General features: G+C 45.2%; 21 protein-coding genes. 20 read left to right on the forward strand and 1 reads right to left on the reverse strand.

Translation table 11 applies throughout. The features are described 5' to 3' along the window. Positions 1-60: 60 nt before the first annotated feature. The 20 genes from GS3922_RS18060 to GS3922_RS00615 all read left to right on the forward strand — a co-directional run bounded on the left by GS3922_RS18060 (position 61) and on the right by GS3922_RS00615 (position 22969). Positions 61-3120: a hypothetical protein gene (locus GS3922_RS18060; protein ID WP_063164722.1), complete on the forward strand. Its 3060-nt coding sequence runs from the start codon at positions 61-63 to the stop codon at positions 3118-3120. Beyond that, complete coding sequence (locus tag GS3922_RS00520) at positions 3117-3413, forward strand: EscU/YscU/HrcU family type III secretion system export apparatus switch protein (RefSeq protein WP_063164723.1); 297 nt, start codon at positions 3117-3119, stop codon at positions 3411-3413. Before GS3922_RS18060 ends, GS3922_RS00520 begins: the two co-directional genes overlap by 4 nt. Positions 3414-3470: 57 nt before the next feature. Beyond that, positions 3471-3893 carry a flagellar export chaperone FliS gene (gene fliS / locus GS3922_RS00525; protein ID WP_063167265.1) on the forward strand — a complete coding sequence of 141 codons (423 nt, stop codon included), beginning with the start codon at positions 3471-3473 and terminating at the stop codon, positions 3891-3893. Positions 3894-3914: 21 nt separating this feature from the next. Continuing rightward, the gene (locus GS3922_RS00530; RefSeq protein ID WP_063164724.1) at positions 3915-6311 is read left to right on the forward strand and encodes a flagellin N-terminal helical domain-containing protein; all 2397 of its coding nucleotides are present in this window, start codon (positions 3915-3917) and stop codon (positions 6309-6311) included. A gap of 83 nt (positions 6312-6394) precedes the next feature. Further along, the gene (locus GS3922_RS00535) at positions 6395-6832 is read left to right on the forward strand and encodes a YaaR family protein (RefSeq protein ID WP_063164725.1); all 438 of its coding nucleotides are present in this window, start codon (positions 6395-6397) and stop codon (positions 6830-6832) included. Positions 6833-6864: 32 nt separating this feature from the next. Next, positions 6865-7275 (forward strand): TIGR03826 family flagellar region protein, encoded by a 411-nt coding sequence (locus GS3922_RS00540; protein ID WP_063164726.1) that lies wholly within the window; start codon positions 6865-6867, stop codon positions 7273-7275. A gap of 78 nt (positions 7276-7353) precedes the next feature. Further along, complete coding sequence (gene flgM, locus GS3922_RS00545) at positions 7354-7620, forward strand: flagellar biosynthesis anti-sigma factor FlgM (RefSeq protein ID WP_063164727.1); 267 nt, start codon at positions 7354-7356, stop codon at positions 7618-7620. A gap of 15 nt (positions 7621-7635) precedes the next feature. Beyond that, positions 7636-8103 (forward strand): flagellar protein FlgN, encoded by a 468-nt coding sequence (locus tag GS3922_RS00550; RefSeq protein WP_063164728.1) that lies wholly within the window; start codon positions 7636-7638, stop codon positions 8101-8103. 11 nt (positions 8104-8114) lie between these two features. After that, positions 8115-9710, forward strand: a complete 1596-nt coding sequence (gene flgK, locus GS3922_RS00555) for a flagellar hook-associated protein FlgK (RefSeq protein WP_063164729.1) — start codon at positions 8115-8117, stop codon at positions 9708-9710. Positions 9711-9719: 9 nt separating this feature from the next. Further along, on the forward strand, positions 9720-10613 hold the full coding sequence (flgL, locus tag GS3922_RS00560) for a flagellar hook-associated protein FlgL (protein ID WP_063164730.1): 894 nt from the start codon (positions 9720-9722) through the stop codon (positions 10611-10613). 113 nt (positions 10614-10726) lie between these two features. Then, positions 10727-11281, forward strand: coding sequence for a DUF6470 family protein (locus GS3922_RS00565; RefSeq protein WP_063164731.1), 555 nt, complete (start codon positions 10727-10729; stop codon positions 11279-11281). Between the two features lie 20 nt (positions 11282-11301). Continuing rightward, positions 11302-11736, forward strand: coding sequence for a flagellar assembly protein FliW (gene fliW, locus GS3922_RS00570; RefSeq protein ID WP_063164732.1), 435 nt, complete (start codon positions 11302-11304; stop codon positions 11734-11736). A gap of 13 nt (positions 11737-11749) precedes the next feature. Then, positions 11750-11998, forward strand: a complete 249-nt coding sequence (gene csrA, locus GS3922_RS00575; RefSeq protein ID WP_063164733.1) for a carbon storage regulator CsrA — start codon at positions 11750-11752, stop codon at positions 11996-11998. Continuing rightward, positions 11995-12180 (forward strand): hypothetical protein, encoded by a 186-nt coding sequence (locus tag GS3922_RS00580; protein WP_063164734.1) that lies wholly within the window; start codon positions 11995-11997, stop codon positions 12178-12180. The genes csrA and GS3922_RS00580 overlap by 4 nt, the downstream gene beginning before the upstream one ends. Positions 12181-12333: 153 nt before the next feature. Beyond that, positions 12334-13149, forward strand: a complete 816-nt coding sequence (gene hag / locus GS3922_RS00585; RefSeq protein WP_063164735.1) for a flagellin Hag — start codon at positions 12334-12336, stop codon at positions 13147-13149. A gap of 563 nt (positions 13150-13712) precedes the next feature. Next, on the forward strand, positions 13713-15641 hold the full coding sequence (locus tag GS3922_RS00595) for a glycosyltransferase (RefSeq protein ID WP_225995599.1): 1929 nt from the start codon (positions 13713-13715) through the stop codon (positions 15639-15641). 13 nt (positions 15642-15654) lie between these two features. Beyond that, positions 15655-17742, forward strand: a complete 2088-nt coding sequence (locus GS3922_RS00600) for a glycosyltransferase (RefSeq protein WP_063164738.1) — start codon at positions 15655-15657, stop codon at positions 17740-17742. Next, positions 17735-20371, forward strand: a complete 2637-nt coding sequence (locus GS3922_RS18010; RefSeq protein WP_063164739.1) for a glycosyltransferase — start codon at positions 17735-17737, stop codon at positions 20369-20371. Before GS3922_RS00600 ends, GS3922_RS18010 begins: the two co-directional genes overlap by 8 nt. A gap of 749 nt (positions 20372-21120) precedes the next feature. Further along, on the forward strand, positions 21121-22413 hold the full coding sequence (locus GS3922_RS00610; protein ID WP_063164740.1) for an ATP-grasp domain-containing protein: 1293 nt from the start codon (positions 21121-21123) through the stop codon (positions 22411-22413). 4 nt (positions 22414-22417) lie between these two features. Further along, positions 22418-22969, forward strand: a complete 552-nt coding sequence (locus tag GS3922_RS00615; RefSeq protein WP_063857325.1) for a class I SAM-dependent methyltransferase — start codon at positions 22418-22420, stop codon at positions 22967-22969. Between the two features lie 128 nt (positions 22970-23097). On the opposite strand, the gene GS3922_RS00620 is transcribed toward GS3922_RS00615, so the two are convergent. Continuing rightward, positions 23098-24285 (reverse strand): IS701 family transposase, encoded by a 1188-nt coding sequence (locus GS3922_RS00620; RefSeq protein ID WP_063164742.1) that lies wholly within the window; start codon positions 24283-24285, stop codon positions 23098-23100. Positions 24286-24342 lie beyond the last annotated feature (57 nt).

Here is a 24342-nt window from a genome sequence, read left to right on the forward strand (position 1 = left end):
ATTTGCCTGAGGGATGCCGATATAAACAGTAGCAACCGATCGAGCGGAGAGTGAACGGAGATGGAAATTCGTAACATTTTTATGAAGCAAGCGATGATCGCACCTGACCAGCCAGTTGTGCTGCAAAAAGGTGAAACGTATGACGGGGTGGTCAAGGAGAAAAAAGGTGACGAAGCGGTCGTCCATCTCAAAGGAACGGATGTGCGGGTTCGGACAGAAGGAGAGTGGCCACAGGAAGGGCGTGTGACGATCAAGATCGTCGGTGAACAAGAGGGGGTCCCTGTGGCGCGGATCGTTCCCCGCCCGCCACAAGAGGCGAATGAACAGGCGGTTCGTTTTTCTGCCTCTGAACCGTTACCGACCGAGCTAAGGCAGGTCGACGCTTGGCTGCAAAAACAAGGGCAACCGCTCACGAAAGAGACCGTTTCTACCTTGCGAACGTTTTTCGCCGAAGCTTCAGGCACCGTCGAGCAAAAATTAGAAGCCGTTCGTGCTGTCATCAATAAAAAACTGGAACTCACGAGCACTCACCTTGCCGCTGTTCATGAGGCGCTGCACGGGAAACCGTTAGGGGAGCAATTCACTGAGATTGCCAACAGCCTCGATCCGACCTTTACGCTGGCTAAACGGGAAGAACAGAGCGCGACGAAAAAGGCACCGCAGAACCTAACCGTTGCGGCGGATCGATTCGACCGCCAAGCGGGACGGACGGGAAGAACGGGAGAATTGTCCAACGCTCCTCCTTCATTGGCAGCCGACCAGTCCGCCAAAGCGGGATCAACAGAAGGAACGAAGTCCTCAGAAATCAGCGGACGTAAAGCATTGGGGCACCGTCCCCTCGTACCGACATGGGATCATCTAGAACGCACGGTTCGGATGGAAACGGCACCAACTACCGGAACATCCACCCGCCTTCAACAAGTACGCGAACAAATCGCTCGTGAGCCGAACTTGTCGAAGGCGGTGGAATACGTCCGCCAACAAGTCGTTCACACGCCGAATGTAGACCGGGATGTGGCGGAACAAGTGGAACGCGCATTGCGCGAGGTTGCTCAACTGCAGCGTCAAGGGCGTGAAGGGGAAGCCCGAGCGCGGTTGAGTGAGGTGCTGGTAAAGGCGGAACAAGCGGCTCGCGCTTCGGAAACGGTCGTTCGATCCGTGAATGATATCTTCCAACCGTCACCAGAGTTAATGAAGCAACTTCGGGCCATCCGAACGGAAGTCGCTCGCACACCAAATTTGTCGAATACGCTGTCCCAAGTTCAAACACTGCTCGCTGAACACAGCGAGTTGCCAGGGGATGTCCGGCAAAAAATAGAAGCGGTGTTAAAAGAAACAATGCGGCTGCAACAAGCTGGCCAACATGCGGCAGCGAGAACCCATCTTGTCCGTCAACTCGATCAAATCGAGTCGATAGCAGCTAATACACGATCGTCAGTGGTCCAACCGCCGTCTCCTGTTAATGAGACGACAGCTCCATTCAAGATGCCAGCGGTTAACCATATATCGGTTTTATCGGGGATAACAGAAGCAGCAGGACAGGGAGGAATTTCACAGCGTTCCACCGCTCCAGTGGTCGAGCAGTCAGGTGATGACGGGATTGGAAACGGGGCGCGGCAGGTTATCTCTCCGGCGGACGGTCAAAACGAAGTGACAGCTGATGCGGCGAACGACAATCAACCGACCGAACAGCTGCGTGAGGCCATGCGCCGAGCAATCAAATCGTTGCAGCAAGAGCCCCGCTTGGAAAAAGCGTTGGACGCCGTTAGAGCGGATATCGCGGAAGCATTCCGCGCCCACCCTCACTGGGAACAAGCATGGGCCGACTCGCTTGCCAGTGCGCAAACGCTGATGGAAAAAGGGCGGGAGCTCGCTGCAAGGCAGACGGTGTTGAAAACGTTAAATGAGATCGAAGCGTCACTCCCGTCTGTGCCAACTGATCGCTCGCTGGATGTCGACAGCCTATTTGATGGGGCATGGCAAGCGGCTTTGTCGCTTGAATCCAAACAATTTCTCGTGCAAACGGTCACGAAAAAAATGGCGCAGGCTGCGCTTGATTTCAAAACGGTGAAGCGCGATGTGATGCGCCAGTTAGAGACGGTAGCGCAGTTGGCGGAAAACAAAAGCCCCGCCGCCCGCTTGCAAGCCACATCGATGTTGGAAATGGCGATCAAACAATTGGACAACGCCATTTTAAAAAGCGACATCATGCTGTTTACCGATATGGTGACGGAAAAACAGTTGATGAAAGCCAGCTCCGCGCTCGCTGAGGCAAAAAAACGGCTTCGCCAAGGTGACGCGGCTGGGGCGCGGAACATCGTGAACGAAGTGAAGAACATGCTAGCGAATATCGTGTTCAAACCGTCCAAGGCGAAGGTGAAACATTTTGTGAGGATGCACGGTGAAACAACAGCCGATTCATCCAAAGCGTTTCTTGAGCAAGTGAACCAGGTGATGCAACCGCCAGTGGATGGGCCATCAGCAAGGCACATGTTTGACACGATTCGCCGCCTCGGCTTAACGCATGATCATGAAGCCGCCGAATGGCTCGTATTGAAGGGAAACCAAGAAGAATCGGCGTTACAAAATATGAAGGAAGTGCTTTTGCGCCTAGCGCAAGGCGGAAGTGAATCGGTTGCTAGGCAAGCAGAGCAGGCGTTAACGAATTTGACCGGACAGCAGCTGCTAAACAAATGGGATGGCACGGCGGGGTGGCAAAGCTTTTTCTTCACCTTGCCGCTGTTATGGCAAAGCGAAGTGCAGAACGTTAACGTCTATATCAACGCCCGCCAACATGGTGAGCGAATCGACTGGGAAAACTGTCAATTGTATTTCCTGCTAGAAACGAGAAAGTTAGGAGATCTGGGCATTTTGCTTCACGCGAATGAGCGGAATTTATCGATTACGCTTCGCAACGACCGTGACGATTTTGCCGACAAAGCGAAGCCATTTATCGACAAGGCAAAAGAGAAATTGGAAGAGATCGGCTATCGGGTGGCAGCGGTGAACGTGACGAAGCTGACAAACGATGCCCAGCGGAAAGACGAACAACCTTCGCCAGCTCCATCGGCTCGCCCGTATCGACGATTTGCTGAAAGAGGGTATGATGTGACCATATGATGTCAGCCTATTTTAACCAAAAAAAGCGAAAACAAATGAACGGTCCAACGGCGGCGGTTGTTCGCTATGACGAAACGAACAGCCAGGCGCCGACTGTCGTTGCCCAAGGAAGCGGGCATGTGGCGCAAAAGATTATTGAACTCGCCAAACAACACCACGTTCATATTCAAGAAGATCCGCTGCTTGTACAACATTTAGTGCAGCTTGATCTCGGGGATCGCATCCCTCCGCAGCTGTACGCGGTCATTGCAGAAATTTTGATTTTGATTGGAGAAATTGAAAAAAACCATTAAACACTGGCTGATCGATGACCGATATAAATGACAGAGAGCCAATGGGGGTGCAGGGTGTTGGACTTTTTAACCGAGGAATGGATTTACCAGAAAAACTCGCAGCAACTGACGGCGTTGTTATATGAAGGACTGATGGAATGTTTGGAAGAGGCCATCGCGGCCATGAAACAAAAAGACCATTGGAAAGCGAACAAACAGCTGCAAAAAGGAAACGACATCCTTCGCCGCCTTGGCGCTGGACTGCGCTATGACGCTGGCATCATCGCCCATCAGTTGGATGCGCTCTATAACTATATGGCGGAGCGCCTCATTGAGGCCAATATGAAAAAAGACGTCACAGTTGCCCAAGAAGTGCTGCAACTGACGACCACGATCGCCACGGCGTGGAACGAAGCGCTAAAAAGCGGCGTTTCGCCAGTGCAGCCAGCGCACAAACAAAAAGCAGCGGCCTACGAACAATTCATTACCTATGAGAAATAAAAAACAAAGGAGCGAATGTCCATGCGAATCAACCATAACATTCAAGCGCTCAACGCCTACCGCAATTTGGCGGCCAATCAATCGAGCATTTCGAAAAACTTGGAGCGCCTCTCCTCCGGTTTGCGCATTAACCGTGCGGCTGACGACGCAGCGGGGCTTGCCATTTCGGAAAAAATGCGCTCGCAAATTCGCGGCCTGCAAATGGCAGAACGCAACGCGCTGGATGCCATCTCATTGATCCAAACGGCGGAAGGGGCGTTAAACGAAGTCCACAGCATCTTGCAGCGGATGCGCGAATTGGCGGTACAGGCGGCGAATGATACGAACACGGCCGAAGACCGAGAAGCCATCCAAAAAGAAATCAATCAGTTGACGTCTGAAATTAACCGGATTGCCAATTCTACCGAATACAACACGAAAAAATTACTCAATGAGTCGGTTTCCAGCCAAGCAAGAAGTGTACAAATTGCCGCGGGCAGCTTCTCAGCAGGCAGCACAGCCATCGATGGCACAAGTCTGCAGCTAGACCCAGAAAGCACGATCGTAGCTGGGAACTATAAAGTGAAAATTGAGGACGTTGCCACGAAATCCCTTCAAAGCACAGGACCGGTGGCCGGGGGCGTGCAACAAATCACGTTAGACCCGACATCCAACTTAACTGTCGGGGATACATATGGGATCAAAATCGATCAGCAAGATGTGAAAGTCATTACGAATAATCCGGAAACATCATCCGCCATTGATGCGGTATCGATTGCGCCGAACTCTCCCTTACTCGATGGCACAGTGAATTTATTGATTCGCCGCACGAACGATGTGAGTAGCTTCCAAGCAGGTGGGACTGGTTTAACGGGTGTACAACTGGCTACACCTAATGCGGATTTAAGTCCGTCAGATGCGTTTACCGTCCGGACAACGGCCGAAGCTTCTAATGTGCAAAATGGAACAGCCAATAGTGTATATATTACCAACGTTAATATTGATTCAAGCACGTTTTCGTCAACAGGGGAAGATTTCCGTCTCGTCTATGCAGAAACGTCACCATCGTCTGGCCAGTTTACCGTAACGTTACAAGATAAAAACGGAACTGCTTTATCTCAAGCGGTTATCCTTGACAATAACCAGCAAAACTACGAGTTTTATGATTTATCCGGCAACAAACTCGGCGTTTCCTTTACTACGATTTCCGGCATTAACGGAGCACTAGCTGGAGCTAGTGACGGTGGAAACTACAACGAGTTCGATGTCAACGTGGCGTTAGCGTTAGAGAAAAATGGCTCACAAATCGGAACCGCCACCATTACACCGACGGATGCGACCGCCGGCAACGTTACGATTAGTGGATCGGATGGGATTAATTACACAATCAGCCACAACGGATATGCCAACACGAACGTCAATCAAACGGCAACGTTCGGTGTGCAAAGCACGCTTGCGTATTCCACTGATGGAAGCAATTTTACAACATTTAACGCCGGTGACAATATTACGTTGAATGGCGGCATTTTCGTTGATACAGCCGACAATATCACCGACTATGCAACAGGAGATGCGACGGTACAGATCAACGTCGGCACAACGTCATCGTATACAGCCACACTGGTCGATGCATCAGGGAATGCCCTGTCTGGCGTACCGACGTTAATTGTGGGCAATAACGGTACGTACTCATTTGGCAGCGGCACAGGCGTTTCGTTTACGACGGATACACTTTCGGCTGGAACACGGACGTTTACGGTAGGGGCGACGGTCACAACGAAAGCAACGTTGAGCACGAACGGTGTCGATGTGGAAACATTAAACAACATTGCCCCGAATACGACATTGCGCTTCCATAACGGCGATCTCACGATGAACATTGGCGCGCTGACAAATGGCGAAGCTTCCTTTACGATCACAGGCGGAACGAATGACCAGTCGCTCAAAATTCAGATCGGAGCGAACGAAGGGCAAATGTTAAGCATTGGGATTGACGATATGCGGGCGTTCGCTCTGAAGCTTTCAAGCAACACCGCTGGTTCTTCGGTTTCATTTACGAACCATTTGGGGGAAACGATCACTGCCTATTACACGACTACAGCGAATGTCAATAATGGGGACGTTACGGAATACGGACTGGATGTAACGACCCATGAAAAGGCGACGGCAGCGGTGAAAGTTTATGACTATGCCATCGCCCAGGTATCGGCGCAACGTTCGAGCTTAGGTGCTGTGCAAAACCGCCTCGAACACACGATCAACAACTTAAAGACAGCTGAAGAAAACTTAACGTCATCCGAATCCCGCATCCGCGATACGGATATGGCGATGGAGATGGCGGAATTTACGAAAAACAACATCTTGACGCAAGCGGCGCAGGCGATGCTCGCGCAATCAAACCAGTTGCCGCAAGGGATTTTGCAGCTGCTGAAAAGCTAATTGAATCCGCGTTGGGCGGGGCAGGAACGCCTCGCCCTTTTGCTATGATTGTGCGATAATGGTGGTAACAAGAGGTGATGACGATGGAAGTGCAAAAAGTAACGCGCACGGGCATGACGAACGTCAGCCGCAAGGACGACAAGGCGATGGAATCGGTGTCGTTTACAGAAGTGATGGCGAAGACGCGTCGCGATGTCGTATGGGAGCGGATCAACGAGCAAGTCCGTCAAATCGAAGAACAAGGGAAAAAGCTCGCCGACTCGCGGACGGTGGAAGATTTGCGCAAATATAAGCAGCTCGTTCGGTCGTTTTTGGATGACGCGGTGAAACACGGTCTCCAGCTTGAGGAGCAGCGTGGGTTCAGCCGCGGCGGACGGGCGCGCATCTATAAACTAGTGAAAGAAGTCGACCAAAAGCTGATCGAATTGACGAATGAGGTGCTGAAACACGAACAAAAAGGGTTGGACATTTTGCGGCTTGTCGGCGAGATCCAAGGGCTCATTATTAATATTTATACGTAACCGTTTGATCGGGCAATCGGGAGGGGAAGACGGTGGCGGAATTGGCGAACTGTGCCAAATGCGGGCGGTTGTTTGTCAAACTATCGACGCGTGATGTTTGTGAATCGTGTTACCAAGAGGAAGAGCGGCAGTTTGAGCGTGTCTACGCCTTTTTGCGCAAGCGGGAAAACCGTACGGCGACGATGGCGCAAGTCGTTGACGCTACGGGGGTGGAAGAAAAGTTGATCATCCAATGGATTCGCGCGGGGCGGCTGCAGCTCGTTCATTTTCCAAATCTCGGCTACCCTTGCGACTCATGCGGGACGATGATCCGTGAAGGGCGGCTGTGCGCCAACTGCTTAGGCAAGCTGCAGGCGGATTTGCGCCAAGCGGAGGCGGAAAAGGAACGAAACATCCGTTCCCGCCGCGCCACTTATTACAGCCAAGATCATAAAGAGCGCTAAACATTTTCACCAATGTTCCGATATAAACAGTAGCACGATGGACGATGTGAACAGCGTCGGTCAAGCGAGGTGAACGCGATGAAAATCCATCATATCGGTCCGATGAACGTTAACCCGTATCAACGCCAGCTTGCCAAAACGGAGCGGCTAGCGGCGGGGAAGGCGTCTGGCGACCAAGTGGAAATTTCCAAAGAAGCAAAAGAGCTGCAAGAAGCGGCGAGCTGGGAACAGGCGCGGCAGGCGAAATTGGATGAGTTGCGCCAACAAATCGAAAACGGCACGTACACGGTCGACCCGAAGGAGGTTGCGAAACGGATGATCGACTATTACCGAAATCACCGATAAAGGAAGCGGTTCGCGATGACATTTGCGGAACTTATTCACCTATTGCGGGCGCAGGCCGAGCTGCATGAAAGCTTGGTAGCGCTGGCGCGGCGGAAAACGGAAGCGTTGAAGAAAAACGACATCGGGGCGCTGTCCGCGCTCTTGGCCGATGAACAAAAGCATCTTTTTGCCATCCGTCAACTCGAAGAACGGCGGCGGCGCTGGCTGAAGGAGAAGCTTGGTGACGAAACGGTGACAATCGCCGCGTGCCAAGCGATGGCGAAGGGAGAAGAGCGCCAACCGTTGCGCGAATGCGGGGAGCGGCTGATGGCAGCGGTCCACGCGCTGGCCGAGGCGAATGACTTAAACCGTCAGCTCATTGAGCAGTCGCTCCAGTTTGTCACGGCGATGATCGAGACGTTCGCCCCAACGCCGTCCACGTACAGCCGCACGCAAGAGTACGCACCATCGCCAGACCGCCCGCTGTTTGAATCGAAAGCGTAAGGGGGAGAACGATGCTTTCTACATTCCACGGACTAGAAGCCGCTCGGCGCGCCATGATGGCCCAGCAGGCGGCGTTGTATACAACAGGACATAACATCGCCAACGCCAATACGGAAGGGTACACACGCCAGCGCGTCCAACTCGAGGCGACGCCGCCGTTTCCGATACCTGGGCTCAATCGCCCGAACATCCCGGGACAAATGGGGACAGGGGTGGAAGCGAAATCGGTCGAACGGGTGCGGGAATATTTTCTCGACGTCCAATACCGCGGCGAAAACAGCAAGCTCGGCTATTGGGAAGCGCGCGCCGACGCGGTGGCGAAAATGGAAGATATAATGAACGAACCGTCCGACAGCGGACTCGCGAAAACGATGGACCAGTTTTGGCAAGCCCTCCAGGACTTAAGCACCCATCCGGAAAACGAAGGGGCGCGCTCTGTCGTCCGCCAACGCGGCTTGGCGGTCACCGAGACGTTTCATTATTTATCAAATTCACTCACGCAAATCCGCACGGACCTTGGCACGCAAATCGGGGTGACGGTGACGGAGGTCAATTCGCTTTTGAAGCAAATTAGCGATATCAACGCCCGAATCGCCGAGATCGAACCGAACGGCTATTTGCCGAACGACTTGTATGACGAGCGCGATCGGTTGGTGGATGAACTCTCGAAGTTCATCGACATTCAAGTGGAGAACCGCCCTGTTGGCGGCAACGCCTCGAAAGCGGCAGAAGGTATGTACGATGTATATATCCGCAACGGCAACGAAAAAGTGTATCTCGTCCAAGGGCGAAACGCTTCGTCCATTTCCTTCCCGGACGGAAGCGACGTGGATGGTGATAACGTAAACGAAGTGCCGCCTGATACAGGCGTTGGGGCGCTTGACATGGGTGGAACGACCGTTTCGGTTTCCTCCCTTCCGAACGGCAATCTGCGCGGGCTTGTGGAAGGGTACGGACATAAGGACGGAACCGATGCCAATGGCCAGCCGATCGTAAAAGGGTTATATCCGGGGATGCTCGCCAATTTGGACAAGCTCGCATATACGTTTGGCACGTTGTTTAACGCCGTGCATGAACAAGGCCATGGATTGAACGGAAACACGGGGATTGCGTTTTTTTCCGGACTCAATCAAGTGAACGGTGCGGCGAAAATGATCGATCTCGCTTCCGATATCGATGATTTGGCCAACATCGCCGCGGCGACAAAAGCAGGACAATCCGGAAACGGCAACAACGCCATCAACCTCGCCAACGTCCGCAGCTTGCTTTTATCCAACACGACCGTTTCACTGCAAGATGGGATCATGGTGAATCTCGCCTCGCTTCGGTTGCCGCTTACCTCAGGAACGGTCGAAACGAACTACCAAGGCTGGATCGGGCAGCTTGGCGTCGCTGGCGAGCAGGCAAACCGGATGAAAAGCAATAGTGAAATTCTGCGCCAGTCGGTGGAAGAAAAACGGCAATCGGTCAGTTCGGTGTCGCTGGACGAAGAGATGATGAACATGATCAAATTCCAGCACGCGTATAACGCCGCGGCTCGCCAAATTACGGTGATTGACGAGATGCTCGATAAAATCATCAACGGCATGGGTGTAGTCGGAAGGTAGGTGATGAGGATGCGCATTACACAAAGCATGTTAGCGAATAATATGTTGAAACAAATCACCCGCAGCTACGAAAAGTTAGATCAATATCAAACCCAATTGTCGACTGGGAAAAAAATCACCCGCCCGTCCGACGATCCGGTCGTGGCGATGAAAGGGATCGCCTACCGCTCGAATTTGGCCGAAGTCGAGCAGTTTAAACGCAATTTCTCGGAAGCGTACAACTGGGTCGAAAACTCCGACTCGGCCCTTGATAAGGCGACACAGGCGCTGCAGCGCATCCGTGAGCTCGTCGTCCAAGCAAGCAACGATACGTACGAAGAGACGCAGCGCCAGGCGATCGCCAAAGAAGTGCGTCAGCTGACCGAACATTTGGTGACGATCGCCAATACGAAAGTTGGCGACAAATACATTTTCAACGGCGCCCAAACGACCGAACCGCCCGTCACGGTGAACGCGGATGGAACGATCGCTGTGTCAACGAATGACCAACAATTGAACATCGAGCTGGCCAAAGGCGTTTACATCCCTGTCAACATTCCGCCCAGCACGGCGTTTGGGGCGGGCAACGGATTGTTTTCCGACTTGCAGGATCTGGCTGCTTCTTTAGAAAATCCGAGTACGACAGGGGATGAATTGACGGGCTATTTGGACAAGCTCGACAACCATTTGACCCATTTGCTTGGCGTCCGCGCCGAGCTTGGCGCGCGCATGAACCGGATCGAGCTGATGGAAGACCGCATCGACAGCCAACAAGTGATCGCGGAAAAAATGTTGTCGGACAATGAAGACGTCGACCTCGAGAAAGTGATCACCGACTTAAAAACGCAAGAAAGCGTCCATCGTGCGGCGCTGGCGGTCGGCGCGCGCGTCATTCAGCCGACGCTGGTCGACTTTTTGCGCTAAGCGAGCGGTTCGCTCGCTTTTTCACCCGACGGGCTGCCTAGTTAGGTCAGTCTAGCGGCCACCGTTTCTTTTCGTGCCGTGGTGTCCATCCCCCCTTCGAAAGGAGGAACGACATGCGCATCCCGCAACTAAGGATGGAAGCGACGTATGCGAGGCTAGCGATCTCGACGACACCCGCGCGGCTTGACATCACCCAACCGCCCGCCGAGCTGACGATCGAACAGCCGCCTGCGGAAATGAATATCACTCCCGTTCCTGCGCGCTTGACGATCGACCAGTCGCGGGCGTGGGCGGCGATGAACAATAAGCACGTGTTTGAGCTCATTCGCGATGGCGCCGAAGACGGGCGGCAAGCTGTGCTCGATGTGATCGCCCGCACCGCCATCCAAGGCGATGAGCTGATGCGCATTGAAAACGGCGGCAACCCGCTCGCCGACCAAGCCGCAGCCAACAGCGAAGGCCCGCCGCTTGAGTTCAATGTCGCCCTCGTTCCGCCGCCGTTTAGTGTCAAGATGGACTACGAACCTGGGCGGCTTGACATCGACTGGTACACCCAACCGCCGCGCATCGACGTGAGAACGCATGAACCGATCATCCGCTACCAGCGGGGAGCGGTCCGAATCGATCTCGCCCAACGTCCGTCGCTTCGCATTGACGTCGTCATTTGACAAAGCAGGAGGAACGATTCATGAACATCGACACCAAATATCACGGAACCGTGACGGTGAAGGAAGAAGACATCATCCGCTTTCCCCACGGCCTGCCCGGATTCGCAAACGAGAAGCGGTTCGTCCTTCTCCCGCTCGCCGACGCGCCGTTTGTCATCTTGCAGTCGGTCGACACGCCCGCGCTCGGATTTGTGCTGATCGAGCCGTTTTCCTACTTTCCGTCGTACGAGTTTGAACTCGACGAAGCAACGGTCGAACAGCTTGAGATCGAAAGCGAACGCGACATCGCGGTGTATGTCATCCTTACCGTCGCCGACCCGTTTGACAATACGACTGCCAACTTGCAGGCGCCTGTCGTCATCCACGTTCGCCAACGAACCGGCAAGCAAGTGATCTTAACGAACACCGCGTACAAAACGAAACATCGCCTCTTCCCGGATCAAGTGGCGACATAAAGGGGGCGGCCCGATGCTTGTCTTAACGCGCAAATTGAAAGAAGCGATCCAAATCGGCGATGACATCGAAATCACCGTTCTCGCCATCCAAGGTGATCAAGTAAAGCTTGGCATCAATGCGCCGAAACATGTCGAAATTCATCGGAAAGAAGTCTATCTCGCCATCCAAGCCGAAAATAACGCCGCCTCCCGCGCCTCCAAATCATCGATCGAGCGGTTGAATGAACAGCTGAAACAATGGAAAGGGGGGAAACAAGCATGAGCGTCAGCATCGGCGGAGTGCCAGTTCAAGGCGTCGTCGCACGCATTGTGCAAGATAATAAGGCCATTGCCGAACAAGCCTTAAACGAAATGATCAACAAACATAAAGACGACCCAGCGCGCATCATCAAAGAAATTCAGCAACCTTCGCCATTTTCCCAATTTCTCGACATCGAAATCTAAAAAAATTTGCACAACCTATTAAACTTCTAAAAAACAAACCGATATAAAAAGTGAATGCGGCATAGCGAAGAAAGGCGGCCGACTTTCTTCCTATCCGCGAATTGATCATTCCACAAGGACGTGGAAGAAAAAAATTTCAAGGAGGAAAAGAAGATGAGAATCAACCACAACATTGCGGCGTTGAATACGTATCGGCAACTGACGATCGGTCAAGGCGCCGCAGCGAAAAACATGGAAAAACTGTCTTCCGGTCTGCGCATCAACCGCGCGGGCGACGACGCGGCAGGTCTGGCCATCTCCGAAAAAATGCGCGGCCAAATTCGTGGGTTGGAGATGGCTGCTAAGAACTCGCAAGACGCGATCTCGTTGATCCAAACAGCAGAAGGGGCTTTAAATGAAACACATGCAATCCTTCAACGTATGCGCGAGTTAGCAGTGCAAGGTGCGAATGACACAAATACAACAATTGACCGCGATCAAATTCAAAAAGAATTAAACCAATTAATCTCTGAAATTGATCGTATTTCATCTACAACGCAATTTAACACAAAAAACTTGCTTGACGGTTCCCTAAACGCGACGTTCCAAGTAGGAGCGAATAGCAATCAAATTATTAACTTGACTATCAGTACAATGAGCTCTACCGCATTGACGTTGAATGGGACGAACATCTCTGTTGCTGATAACGCAAAGGCAAGTGATTCTATCTCTAAAATTGATGCTGCGATCAACGCTGTATCGCAAGAGCGTTCAAAACTCGGGGCGTTACAAAACCGCTTAGAGTATACAATTAACAATTTGTCGACTTCTGCAGAAAACTTAACAGCTGCAGAATCTCGTATTCGCGACGTAGATATGGCCAAAGAAATGATGGAGTTTACGAAAAACAACATTCTTACTCAAGCAGCACAGGCGATGTTGGCTCAATCAAACCAACTGCCGCAGGCGGTGTTGCAGCTGCTTCGGTAGGCTGGTTTGGCGGGCGTCTTAGCTGGAAACGGCTAAGAGGATGACTGGGTGAATTGCTGGGAAGCCCTGAGAGCCTTTGGCGCCACAACGGGGCTGGAAACGGCAGACGTGAGGGCGGAAAAAGCCGAAGGATTGGGCAATCAGCAGCCAAGCTCCTGTCCCGAAAGGGTGGAGAAGGTTCAACGACTAGGGCATACCACCTACGGCGAGTGCTATGGTGATGAAGCCCGTAGGGGAGGCCGAGGCCGACCCGAAGCGCCCAGCCCCTAACAGGTCAAGCTGAGGGTGAAGAGGTAGTCTACACAACGGTCGAAAGACGTTGCGGCATGGCAAGCCAACCAACAACCGCAAGGGGTATTGCAATTACTCCGTTAATAAAGCGAAAAGAGGTCTTAGGTTTTCTAAGGCCTCTTTTTTCGCTCTTTACATTTATAAACAACTGGCCAATCGCTACATTGAATCATATGACATATTGCTTTTTACCTTCCCCCTTCACATCCTTACCCTTTCATCCGATATAAACAGTAGATGAATACATGAATGAAGAAAGAAGGAAGAATGTGATGAAGCCATTTTTATCATTATGTATGATCGTGAAAAATGAAGAAAAAGTGTTACAACGTTGTTTAGATTCTGTATATGGAATTGTTGATGAAATTGTAATCGTTGATACAGGTTCAACTGATTCAACAAAAGAAATTGCGTTAAAATATACGGACAAAGTATATCATTTTGAGTGGACGAACAGCTTTGCCGCTGCGCGCAACTTTGCTCAACAACATGCGACAGGGAAGTGGATTCTCGTATTAGATGCAGATGAGTATGTTGATCGTACGAATTTGCAAGAAATGATACAAGTATTAAAACAGGCTGATAATGGTGTTGAAGCGTATGACGTGAACATCTATAACTTTATGGGGACATACGGTGAGCGTGTGCTTCAACATCGCCATACGCGTATTTATCGCAATTTGCCACATTTACAGTACGATCGTTCCATTCATGAGCAGTTGCGAAAGACGAATGGTGAATATGTTCAAGCTGAGCAAGGTATTTTAACCGTTTATCATACGGGGTATATGTCTCATGTAGTGACAGAGAAGAAAAAACATGATCGAAATGCTCCACTGATTGAGCGTGAAATACAAGCAGGTGACAGCGTTGCTTTCGATTACTTCAACTTGGGAAATGAACATCTTTCAAAAGGTGAAATAGAACAAGCGCTACAATCATTTATTCAGGCGTATCAACATAAAAAAGATATTCGGTTAAGTTGGGTTTCGTACTGTCTTGTGCAAATTATTTTATGCTTGAAATATTTGCAACGGTTTGATGACGCTTTGCGGGTTATTGCTGACGCTGAAAACTTATATAGCGAAACCGCTGATTTTCAATTTTTACGTGGGGAAATTTACTATTTGCAACATCGCTATGACGATGCTGTACAACAACTAGAGTACTTGCTTGAAAATAAAAACAAATATCCTTACACGATTAAAACAGTTGAATACGTCGAGTACGATCCGCATATGTTACTGGGTCATATTTACAAACATAAAGGAAATTCACAAAAAGCAATATACCATTTTTCTTGTGCGCTTTCATTTAATCGAAAAAGCTATGAAGCGCTTTACCACATATTGCAATTGCTCGCTCGCGCTCATAGTGAAGAGGAGATTGTCCAATTTATCAAAAGTAAACAATTAGCAAACGATTTATTCGCCGTTTCGCTAATTGCCCGCATTGCCTCGAATTTACATTTAGAAAAAGTGATGTGCTCGCTTGCAGCAAAACTAGGTGATGAGGTCATTCAGCGCGGGTTCGAAATTAAAGTCAATATATTACAAAAACGATATGACGAAGCGTTGCAGCAAATATTGAAAAGCTCTGTAGCTGATCTGCAGACATATGTTCGTTCAGGGAGTTTAGACTCGTATGATCTATTAGTAGCCGCGTTTAAAACGAATCAGCTCGATGTTGTTCGCCTCTTATTTCATCTTGTTTCTGAACACAGAGAAAAAGAGTTTTTATTGTTTATGATGAACGAGTATGAGGAAACGCCTGAACCGACGTTTTACCTGCTTTTACTTGAGAGGACGATTCAGTTAAAAGAGTATGAGCTATTTGAACAGCTTCTTGCCTTAAAAGGTAAATTTCCTGAGAATATTCATATTCAAATTGCCCATTTACTCCATCGTTATGAATTTATGGAGCTGGCGTTTCAATTGTACCGTTCAGTTGAGAATATGAACGAGTGGGATGCGGAGTCGTTTGTGAATGTGATCGAGGCTTTGGCAGTAAAAAATGAAGCCATAGAGGCAATGCAATATGGACTGTTAGCCATTAGCCTTGGTCATCACGATTTTCGGCTGTACAAATATGTTATTGAGTTAATGACCATATGTGGAATGGATGAGGAAAAAAAGAAAATGGTCCAACAAGCGAAACAGTCGTATCCAGATAGCGAATGGTTAAAGGAAAAAGAAAGATAAAAGGAAGAGGACAATGAAAACAAGTATCGTTATACTAACTCACAATAAGCTAGACTATACAAAACAATGTATAGAAAGCATTCGCCAATATACAAGAGAAGGTACGTACGAAATTATCGTTGTTGATAACCGTTCTACGGACGGAACGGTGGAATGGTTGCAGTCACAAAAAGATATACGAACAATTTTTAATGCTAAAAATGTTGGTTTCCCTAAAGGATGCAACCAGGGAATACAGATTGCAGAAGGGGAAAACATTCTTTTACTAAATAACGATGTGGTTGTGACAAAACATTGGCTTGATCATTTGTTAGCTTGTTTATACAGCGCTGATGATATTGGAGCGGTCGGGCCAGTTACAAATTCTGCGGCTTATTATTCAACCATTCCCGTTCGTTATACGTCGATCGATGAAATGCATGAGTTTGCTTCCCAACATAATGTTTTAGATCCAAATAAATGGGAAGAACGATTAAAGTTAATTGGATTCTGTTTGCTCATTAAAAAAGAGGCAATAGAGAAAGTCGGGTTGTTGGACGAGCGCTTTACCCCAGGAAACTTTGAAGATGACGATTATTCTGTTCGTTTGCGACAGGCCGGTTATCGCTTAATGCTTTGTAACGATACGTTTGTCCACCATTACGGTAGTGTATCATGGAAAGACGACAGTAGCGGTTATTCGAAGTTGTTGCGAGAAAATCAAAAGAAGTTTGAAAAGAAATGGGGTGTTGATATTGATGCGTACACTATCGATTTGGAGATGTTGAGTCGAGTTGGGATGGATCATCACCGTGCTATCAATGTGTTACACATCGGCTGTGGGGCAGGGGCAACGTTGTTAAAAATAAAACATGAATATCCTCAAGCAGCGCTGTATGGCGTAGAACAAAATGCATTTGCTATCAAAGAAGCACAGCGATATGCATATGTAGCTTGCGATTTAGACGATACTCAAATAAAAAAACAGATGTTTGATCTTATTTTATATAGTAGCCGCACGATCCCGTTAGATGATCATTTACTTTGTTTCGTTGTTGAACATTTAAAACAGGATGGACAGTTTTTGGCACATGTACAAAATACCGGATACGTTCAGTTGCTTGAACAATTGATTGTTGGACGAAATCCTTTTACGGGTGGGGATTTTTATAGTTTAGGCCAATTAGAGGATTTGTTTAAGTCGCATTCATTATCCATGTCTATTACAGGTTTACTTTCTCCGGAAAATGACATGAAACATCGGTTAGTTGATCATTTAAAAGTATTGTACGGAGAAAAAGTGCAATTTTTACTTGCTGCAAAATCGTTTCTCGTATGTGCCAATAAACAAAAAACAAATATAAGGGAACTCATTGGGGATTTTGTTTCTAAAAAAGATCGTCACCAAATCTTGGAGCAGTTAAATGATATTTCTATCACTGAAGTTGTCGCTACAATAAGGAATATGAACGAAGCAGTCGAACTGCTGAATGAACTGGCGATTGAAAATTTTGCACAAGGCAATCACGAACATGTTTTGCCGTACTTGCAAGCGGCGTTCGAGTTGTGTTCAGATGATACAGATACGTTATACAATCTAGCATTTGTGTTGAACTCCTATGGCGAAAAAGAGCTAGCGAATCACTATTTATCATTGATTCGTCAACCGGATGGCGAAGTGAAAAAACTGTTTGAGGAGATCAATGAACAATCGTTGAAAAAAGCACAACAACTTGCCTTTTTGTTGCGCCGCCTCGAATTTGATATTGACGTTGAAGAGACAAAGCAATCGCTTGTTAATCAGTTGGCTCGTGGCGAAATTAATGAGCAACTCATCAAGGAAGTTATTGAGACAAGCATTATTCATAAAGTAAAAGTACTTCAAGCAATTGCGATCACTTGTTTCGAACAAGGACTGCATGAACAGGTATTGCCGTATTTACAACTTGCTTATGTGCAAGAACCAGAGAACATAGATACGTTATACAATCTAGGTTATGTGCTTCTTACTTACGGAGAGTACGGATTAGCCAAAGTATTTTTGGAAAAAATTCGGCATCCGGATAAGGAAGTGTTACAACTACTCGAAATTGCAAAAGAGGAGAGTCTTCGTCATGAATGACAAAAAAGTCGCCTTTATTTATTGTGTGAATAACAGGCAAATGTATGAAGAATCTGTCCGTTACGTCGGATCGCTTCATGTTCCGGAAGGATATGAAATTGAAATTATTTCTATTGAAGGAGCGAAAAGCATCACGTCCGGATATAATGAAGCAATGAAAAGGATAGATGCAAAGTATAAAGTGTATTTGCATCAAGATGTGTTCATAGTTAACAAAAATTTCTTATATGATATTATTGCTCTTTTTGAAAAGTATCCTAAATTAGGGATGATTGGAGTAGTTGGAGCGAAAACAATTCCGAGAAATGGAATTTGGTGGGAGAGCACGCAACGATTTGGAAAGGTTTATGACAGTCATACTGGAGAAATGAAGTTATTAAGTTTTAAGGAAACAGAACTAGAATATGAACCCGTTCAAGCTATCAACGGGTTAATCATGATTACTCAATACGATATCCCATGGCGAGAAGATTTGTTTACGGGTTGGCATTTTTATGATCTCTCCGAGTGTCAAGAATTTTTATTAGCGGGTTACGATGTAGGGGTTGTGCGCCAAAACGTGCCATGGTGTGTTCATGACTGCGGTATAGCGAGTGCGGAAAACGGATTTGATAATGATCGAAAAAAATTTGTTGATGTTTATGGGGAAAATGTTCAGAGATTAAACAAGACATTTCTTCCCCTTGTAAGCATACTAATTCCTACTTACAATCGTCCGCATTATTTTGAGCTTGCTTTACAAAGCGCTTTAAATCAAACATATGAAAATATTGAAGTTATTGTATGTGATGATAGCACGAATGATGAAACAGAAAAGTTAGTCAAAAAATATACTGCTAAATATAATAATTTAACTTATATCAAAAATCCAACTAGATTGGGACAATTTGAAAATGATATTAAGTTATTTAACCTTGCCAATGGAGAATATATTAACTATTTAATGGATGATGATTTATTCCATCCTCAAAAAATTGAAAAGATGATGAACTACTACCTTAATGATCAAAAAAATGAAATAACGTTAGTTACATCTCATAGGCAATTGATAGATGGAAATGGGAATTTATTGAAAGATTTTACGAGTACTAAAAGGCTTTTTGAAACGGACGCTATTATAGATGGGAAAGTATTAGGGGAATATATATTAAAAACGTTAATAAATTGTATTGGTGAACCCACTACTGTATTGTTTAGAAAGCGTGATTTGGATGAGCCGTTCGGTACTTTTGGTGGAAGAAAATATTTATGTAATGTAGACTTAGCATCATGGTTTAACCTTTTATTTAAAGGAAAAGCAGTTTATATTAGTGAAACACTAAGTTATTTTAGAATCCACGACAATCAACAGCTTCAGTCAGCTGAAATGTTGTTAAATGGAACAATAGATTATGCGCATATGATTATGGAATCTAGAAAAAAAGGCTTATTGCAAAAAGATAGAAACTATGAATTAACGTTAAAGCATTGGTTCAATTATACAAAAACAATTGCAAATAAAATAATAAATTCAAATGATTTAGACATAATTAGTGAATTGCAAAATTATCATTTACTAATGGAAGAAGAATATAATAAATTTGTTCAACCTAAGATATCTGTAGCTCTTGAAACACTAAAGAATACGTATGATCCAAAGGAAAAAAATTTAATCATCTTTTTTGTGCCAGGAGAAGACGGAATAACAGGTGGAATATTATCCATTTATTCAATATACGAGGAAACTAAAAAATTAAAGCACATTCACAATTGTGAAACGATTATGTGCACACTGCCTAATGATACGATTTTACTAAAAAATACAAATTTCAAAAATGACGTACCTATCTATCCGTTTGAACTAGTTATGAGTTATTTTAAACAACTTGAAAAGTGTATAATTCATATTCCTGAATGTTATACTGACTTTTTCTTAGATAATATTTCAGATTATGATAAGAAGACGCTAAAACAAATTTCGGAATTACAAATTAATTTATTAATACAAAATATTGATTTAGCCCCTTCTAGAAATACAATTGCTAAACTTTTTGATTATACAAGGGATGTTACTTGTACAACTGCACATAGACAGTATTCAACTAGAGAATATAGGGAAAAATTCGGAATACCTTTACATTATTTATCAGTTTGGGTAAGTCAAGAACAGTATAAATTTAAGAACTACGAGGATAAAGAAAACTTAATGGTTGTCTCTCCAGATCCGCATCCTTTAAAAGAAGAGATACTGAATAGAATCAAAAAAAGGTTTCCTTCATTAGAAATAGTTATAATAAAAAATTTAAAATATGAGGAATATAAGGATATTATTTCGCGAGCAAAATGGGCTTTAACTTTTGGTGAAGGATTAGATGGATATTTTGTTGAAACTGTATTTAGTGGAGGCATAAGTTTTGCCGTATATAATTCAAGCTTTTTTACGAGTGAGTTTAAATATCTGAAAACCGTTTATCAAGATTATATTGATTTATTAAATAAAATATGTAGAGATATAGAAAATTTAGATAATAAAAGGGAATTTAAGAAATATCATGAACAACAATTAGATATTGTAAAAGACTTGTATAGTTACGATGTATATGTCCGAAATGTAGCTTCTTTTTATAAAAAGCAATATACTTTTAAATGATATTTCAATAATTACTGTAGATGAGCGAATTTCATTATTTACCATAATGAATAAAGGTACTCTTATGCCACTTGGATCTGTTTTTGAATGGAGTCTAGTGACATTCCTTGTTGGGTCTCATGATAAATAAATTTAATGAGGTGATGAATTTTTCTGGATCTTGCCTTGGCCATGCCTTTCAAAAAATCACTGAAATGCTTCATTATGCGATAGGCATAGGTAAACTGAACGATGATCCAATATCGTTTGACGTCTCGTTAGTGGTGAATTTGATATCGGTTCAGGCCCAACGTTCCTTTCGTTTACCAAAAATAACTTTTCATCTACCAACGTTTAGCGTAATCGTCTAGGATTTCTTTATCGCTGAGTACCGTGTCTGTTACTCTAAAAACAGCGCAAATGTTCCGTGGTCATCGGCTGATCGCTTTTCTAATCAAACAATACCATCACATTGGGAATGTCTTGAGTGCCCATTCATACGAATAAAACGTTAATCAGAGAGAAGTAGATATGGTTATCTTTCTGTTTATTATGTCCATTATATATGATAAATTAAAGAATTCTACTCGTTGGGTTTTACAAAAGTTATATTAATATGTTTGCTAAATTTCTTTATAAAAGTAATAAATTATTTGTTTGTTATCGGTTACGCTATTATTGAAATAGTGAATTAACATTCCATGAATCAAAGCCTATATATTACTACATAATTGAATTTTGTCCATTAAAAAATTGGAAGGTATTGGGGTATGAGTCGAAAAAATGTTCTTGTATTTCCAGGAGCTACTGAGATTGGTTTAGAGATTTGGAGAGCCTTAAAAGATTGTAAAGATATAATGCTTTTCTCTGCTGGTAGTGAAATTCCTAATCATGCACCATATGTTTATTATAATCATTTTATTGTTCCTGACGTTAATAGCAATAGTGATTGGATATCTACTTTAAACAAAATTATATTGGAGCATCAAGTAGATTATATTTATCCAGCTCATGATGATGTAATTGTGGCGTTAGCTCTAAATAAAGACAAGATCAAAACTAAGATAATCTCATCTCCACTTGAGACTTGCTTAATATGTAGATCTAAAACCAAAACATATAAAAGGTTCGCAAAGTTATTACCGGTTCCTAAAATGTATAAAAATATAGATGAAATCGAGAATTATCCAGTGTTTGTTAAGCCAGATAAAGGACAGGGTGCCAAGGATGCACAAAAAGTTAATGATAAAAAGAGTTTGCAGCTTTTGTTAGAGAAAATACCTGATCTTGTGGTTTTAGAATATTTAAGTGGTAAAGAATACACTGTAGATTGTTTTACGGATAGGGAGAAAGGACTATTATTCTGTAGTGGAAGAGAGAGAGTTAGAACAAAAAGTGGCATATCAATGAATAGCAAACCAGTTAGTGAAGAACTTAACAAAAAGTTTCGTGAATATGCAAACATTATTTGTAAAGAGTTAGATATTTATGGTGCTTGGTTTTTCCAGCTCAAATTGGATAGTATGGGAGTATTCAAATTACTCGAAATTGCTCCAAGGATTAGTGGAACGATGTGTACACATAGAGTGTTAGGGATTAATTTTCCGTTACTAAGTATCTATGAAGAGGAACGAGTAGACCTAAAAATTTTGAAAAATGAATATCAAGTAGAAGTTGATAGAGCGTTAGTTAATAGATATAAACATAATATTAATTTTAATAAAGTATATGTAGATTTAGATGATACAATTATTATAAATGATAAACTTAATATACAATTAATAAGTTTTTTGTTTCAATGTTTAAACAACGGATGCAAAATTATCTTAATTACAAAAACAAATAGCAATCTGAATGATGTTTTGAGTAAATGGAGAATAGCAGATATATTTGATGAAGTTATTTGGATAAAAAAGGATCAATCAAAGGCAGACTTTATAAATCCAGAAGATGCAATTTTCATAGATGATAGTTTTGCTGAAAGAAAATCTGTTTTTGATAGGCATAAAATACCTACTTTTGATTGCAATATGATTGAACTATTAACAGATGAAAGGGTATAAACGTATGGAATTTAGGAAAATAGAAAATGTAGTTGTTAGTGAATTTGACAAGAGTTGCTATAAATTAATTAGGGAAAATATTAAAAGTTTTTTAGAAGAAAGTGCAGCTCAATACGATAAACCAACAATACGTGTATTAGATATAGCACCGCAAATTCATGAAGGCGCTAAAGCGTATTTTAAAAAAGCGTTAGTTGAAACACTTGACATTGATGATTCCTCTGGAGCAACTTATATAGCTGATATTACAAAATATAATGAGTTTTTACCTAATGAATATTTTGACATAATTGTTTGTACAGAGGTTTTAGAACATACTTTGAATCCATTTAAAGCAATAGAAGAAATTTATAGGTTATTAAAACCTTCTGGCATTTTACTTTTGAGTGTACCATTCAATTTTAGAATTCATGGTCCGTTACCGGATTGTTGGCGTTTTACGGAATTTGGACTAAATGTTCTGCTAAAAGATTTTACTCAGGTAGAAATTACTTCTCTTGATACAGAAAAACGCGATTTAATGCCAATACACTATACAGTTAAAGCTATAAAATAAATGTTATTTTATTAATGAGGAATTAAGCCAGTCGAAAGAGTTTTTCTTAAGTTTTTATGTTATTAACTGTAGATGAGTATTTTTCATTACAGTAATTTCCATTCCCTAAGAGACAAACAGGGGACCCCTTAGGCGACATGGAGCTGTTTTTTGATCACATCAATGGGAATATCTTGCTTTGCGGCGTCATAGATGAACTCGACGACGCTGTGCCCTTTCCGAGACCGAAGAAGCTCCAGGCCGGAAGAGATGTCTTGTTGAGATTCCGCGATGCTGTATACGCAGGCTAACAGCACCACGACCCAATACCGTTTCACCGCCCGAACGTGGCGAACACGGTACCCATCGAGCTTCAGCTGGTCTTTTGCCTGCCGGAAAAAGCATTCGATCGTCCAGCGCTGGGCATAGTAACGCAAGATGTCTTCGTCACTCAGCTCCCGGTCGGTGCTCAATATGACATGGAGATGATCCGGCGTCATCGGTTGATCCGCCTTCCAAGCCAGCAGCACCACCGCGTCATCAAGACCGTTGAGCGCGCCTTCGTAGCGGTAGACACGATAGCGCTCGTTCCCCACCGTGACGAGGCGGGTGTCGTTTGGCTCGATATAGCGGGCAAACTCCTTCGCTTGGATGGCGATACCTTTCGGGTAGAGAATCCGGTTCGTCTTGAGCATGGCGATGACATGGAATCCTTGTTTCAGACAGGCTTCGATGAGCGCTTGGGACGGATACCATGAATCCACGAGCACATACACCGGCTGAGCCCGCTTCCCCTTGAGCGAGGAAAGCATCTCGATCGCCAGGTCGATTTTGCTTCTTCCCGATGTCTTGTCATACAGACGAAAGGCGAACGGAAACGCTTGCGTGAAGGTGTGCACCATCAGCCAAACAAGCGAATGCCCCCAGACCAATTGATGATCGCTGTGAGAGAAATGCCAGTCACACCCTTGAATGGCGTGCGTTGCCCGTGACGAAGGCTTCGTTTTTTGGCAAATGGTATCATCAATCGAAAGGAACAGGGGTTGATTCGTCCGTTTGGCCAGGCGTTCGATCTGGCGAAGAACCCACTCCTGAAGCTTCTCAAGCAGTTTTTCCTCGTTCCAAGGGCTTTTCGTGAAAAAGTGGCTGAGCGTGGTTCGATGATTCGGATGAAAACTCCAGTACCGGACATCCGTCAATGTCCCCGAACATCCCTTGGTCGTCAAGGCGTCGACAAGATGAACGAGATGCTTGATGACCGGCTTCGAGAAATAAAGCGCCAATCCCAGCGTCATGAAAAACTTGTGGATTCCTTGATGATGTGCTAATCTATTCATGAGACATGAACCTCCTTGTGGGTAGTTGGTAGCACATCTATTCTAACCAAGGAATCG

Origin of the sequence: Geobacillus subterraneus (genome assembly GCF_001618685.1) — a bacterium.
Classification (GTDB): domain Bacteria; phylum Bacillota; class Bacilli; order Bacillales; family Anoxybacillaceae; genus Geobacillus; species Geobacillus subterraneus.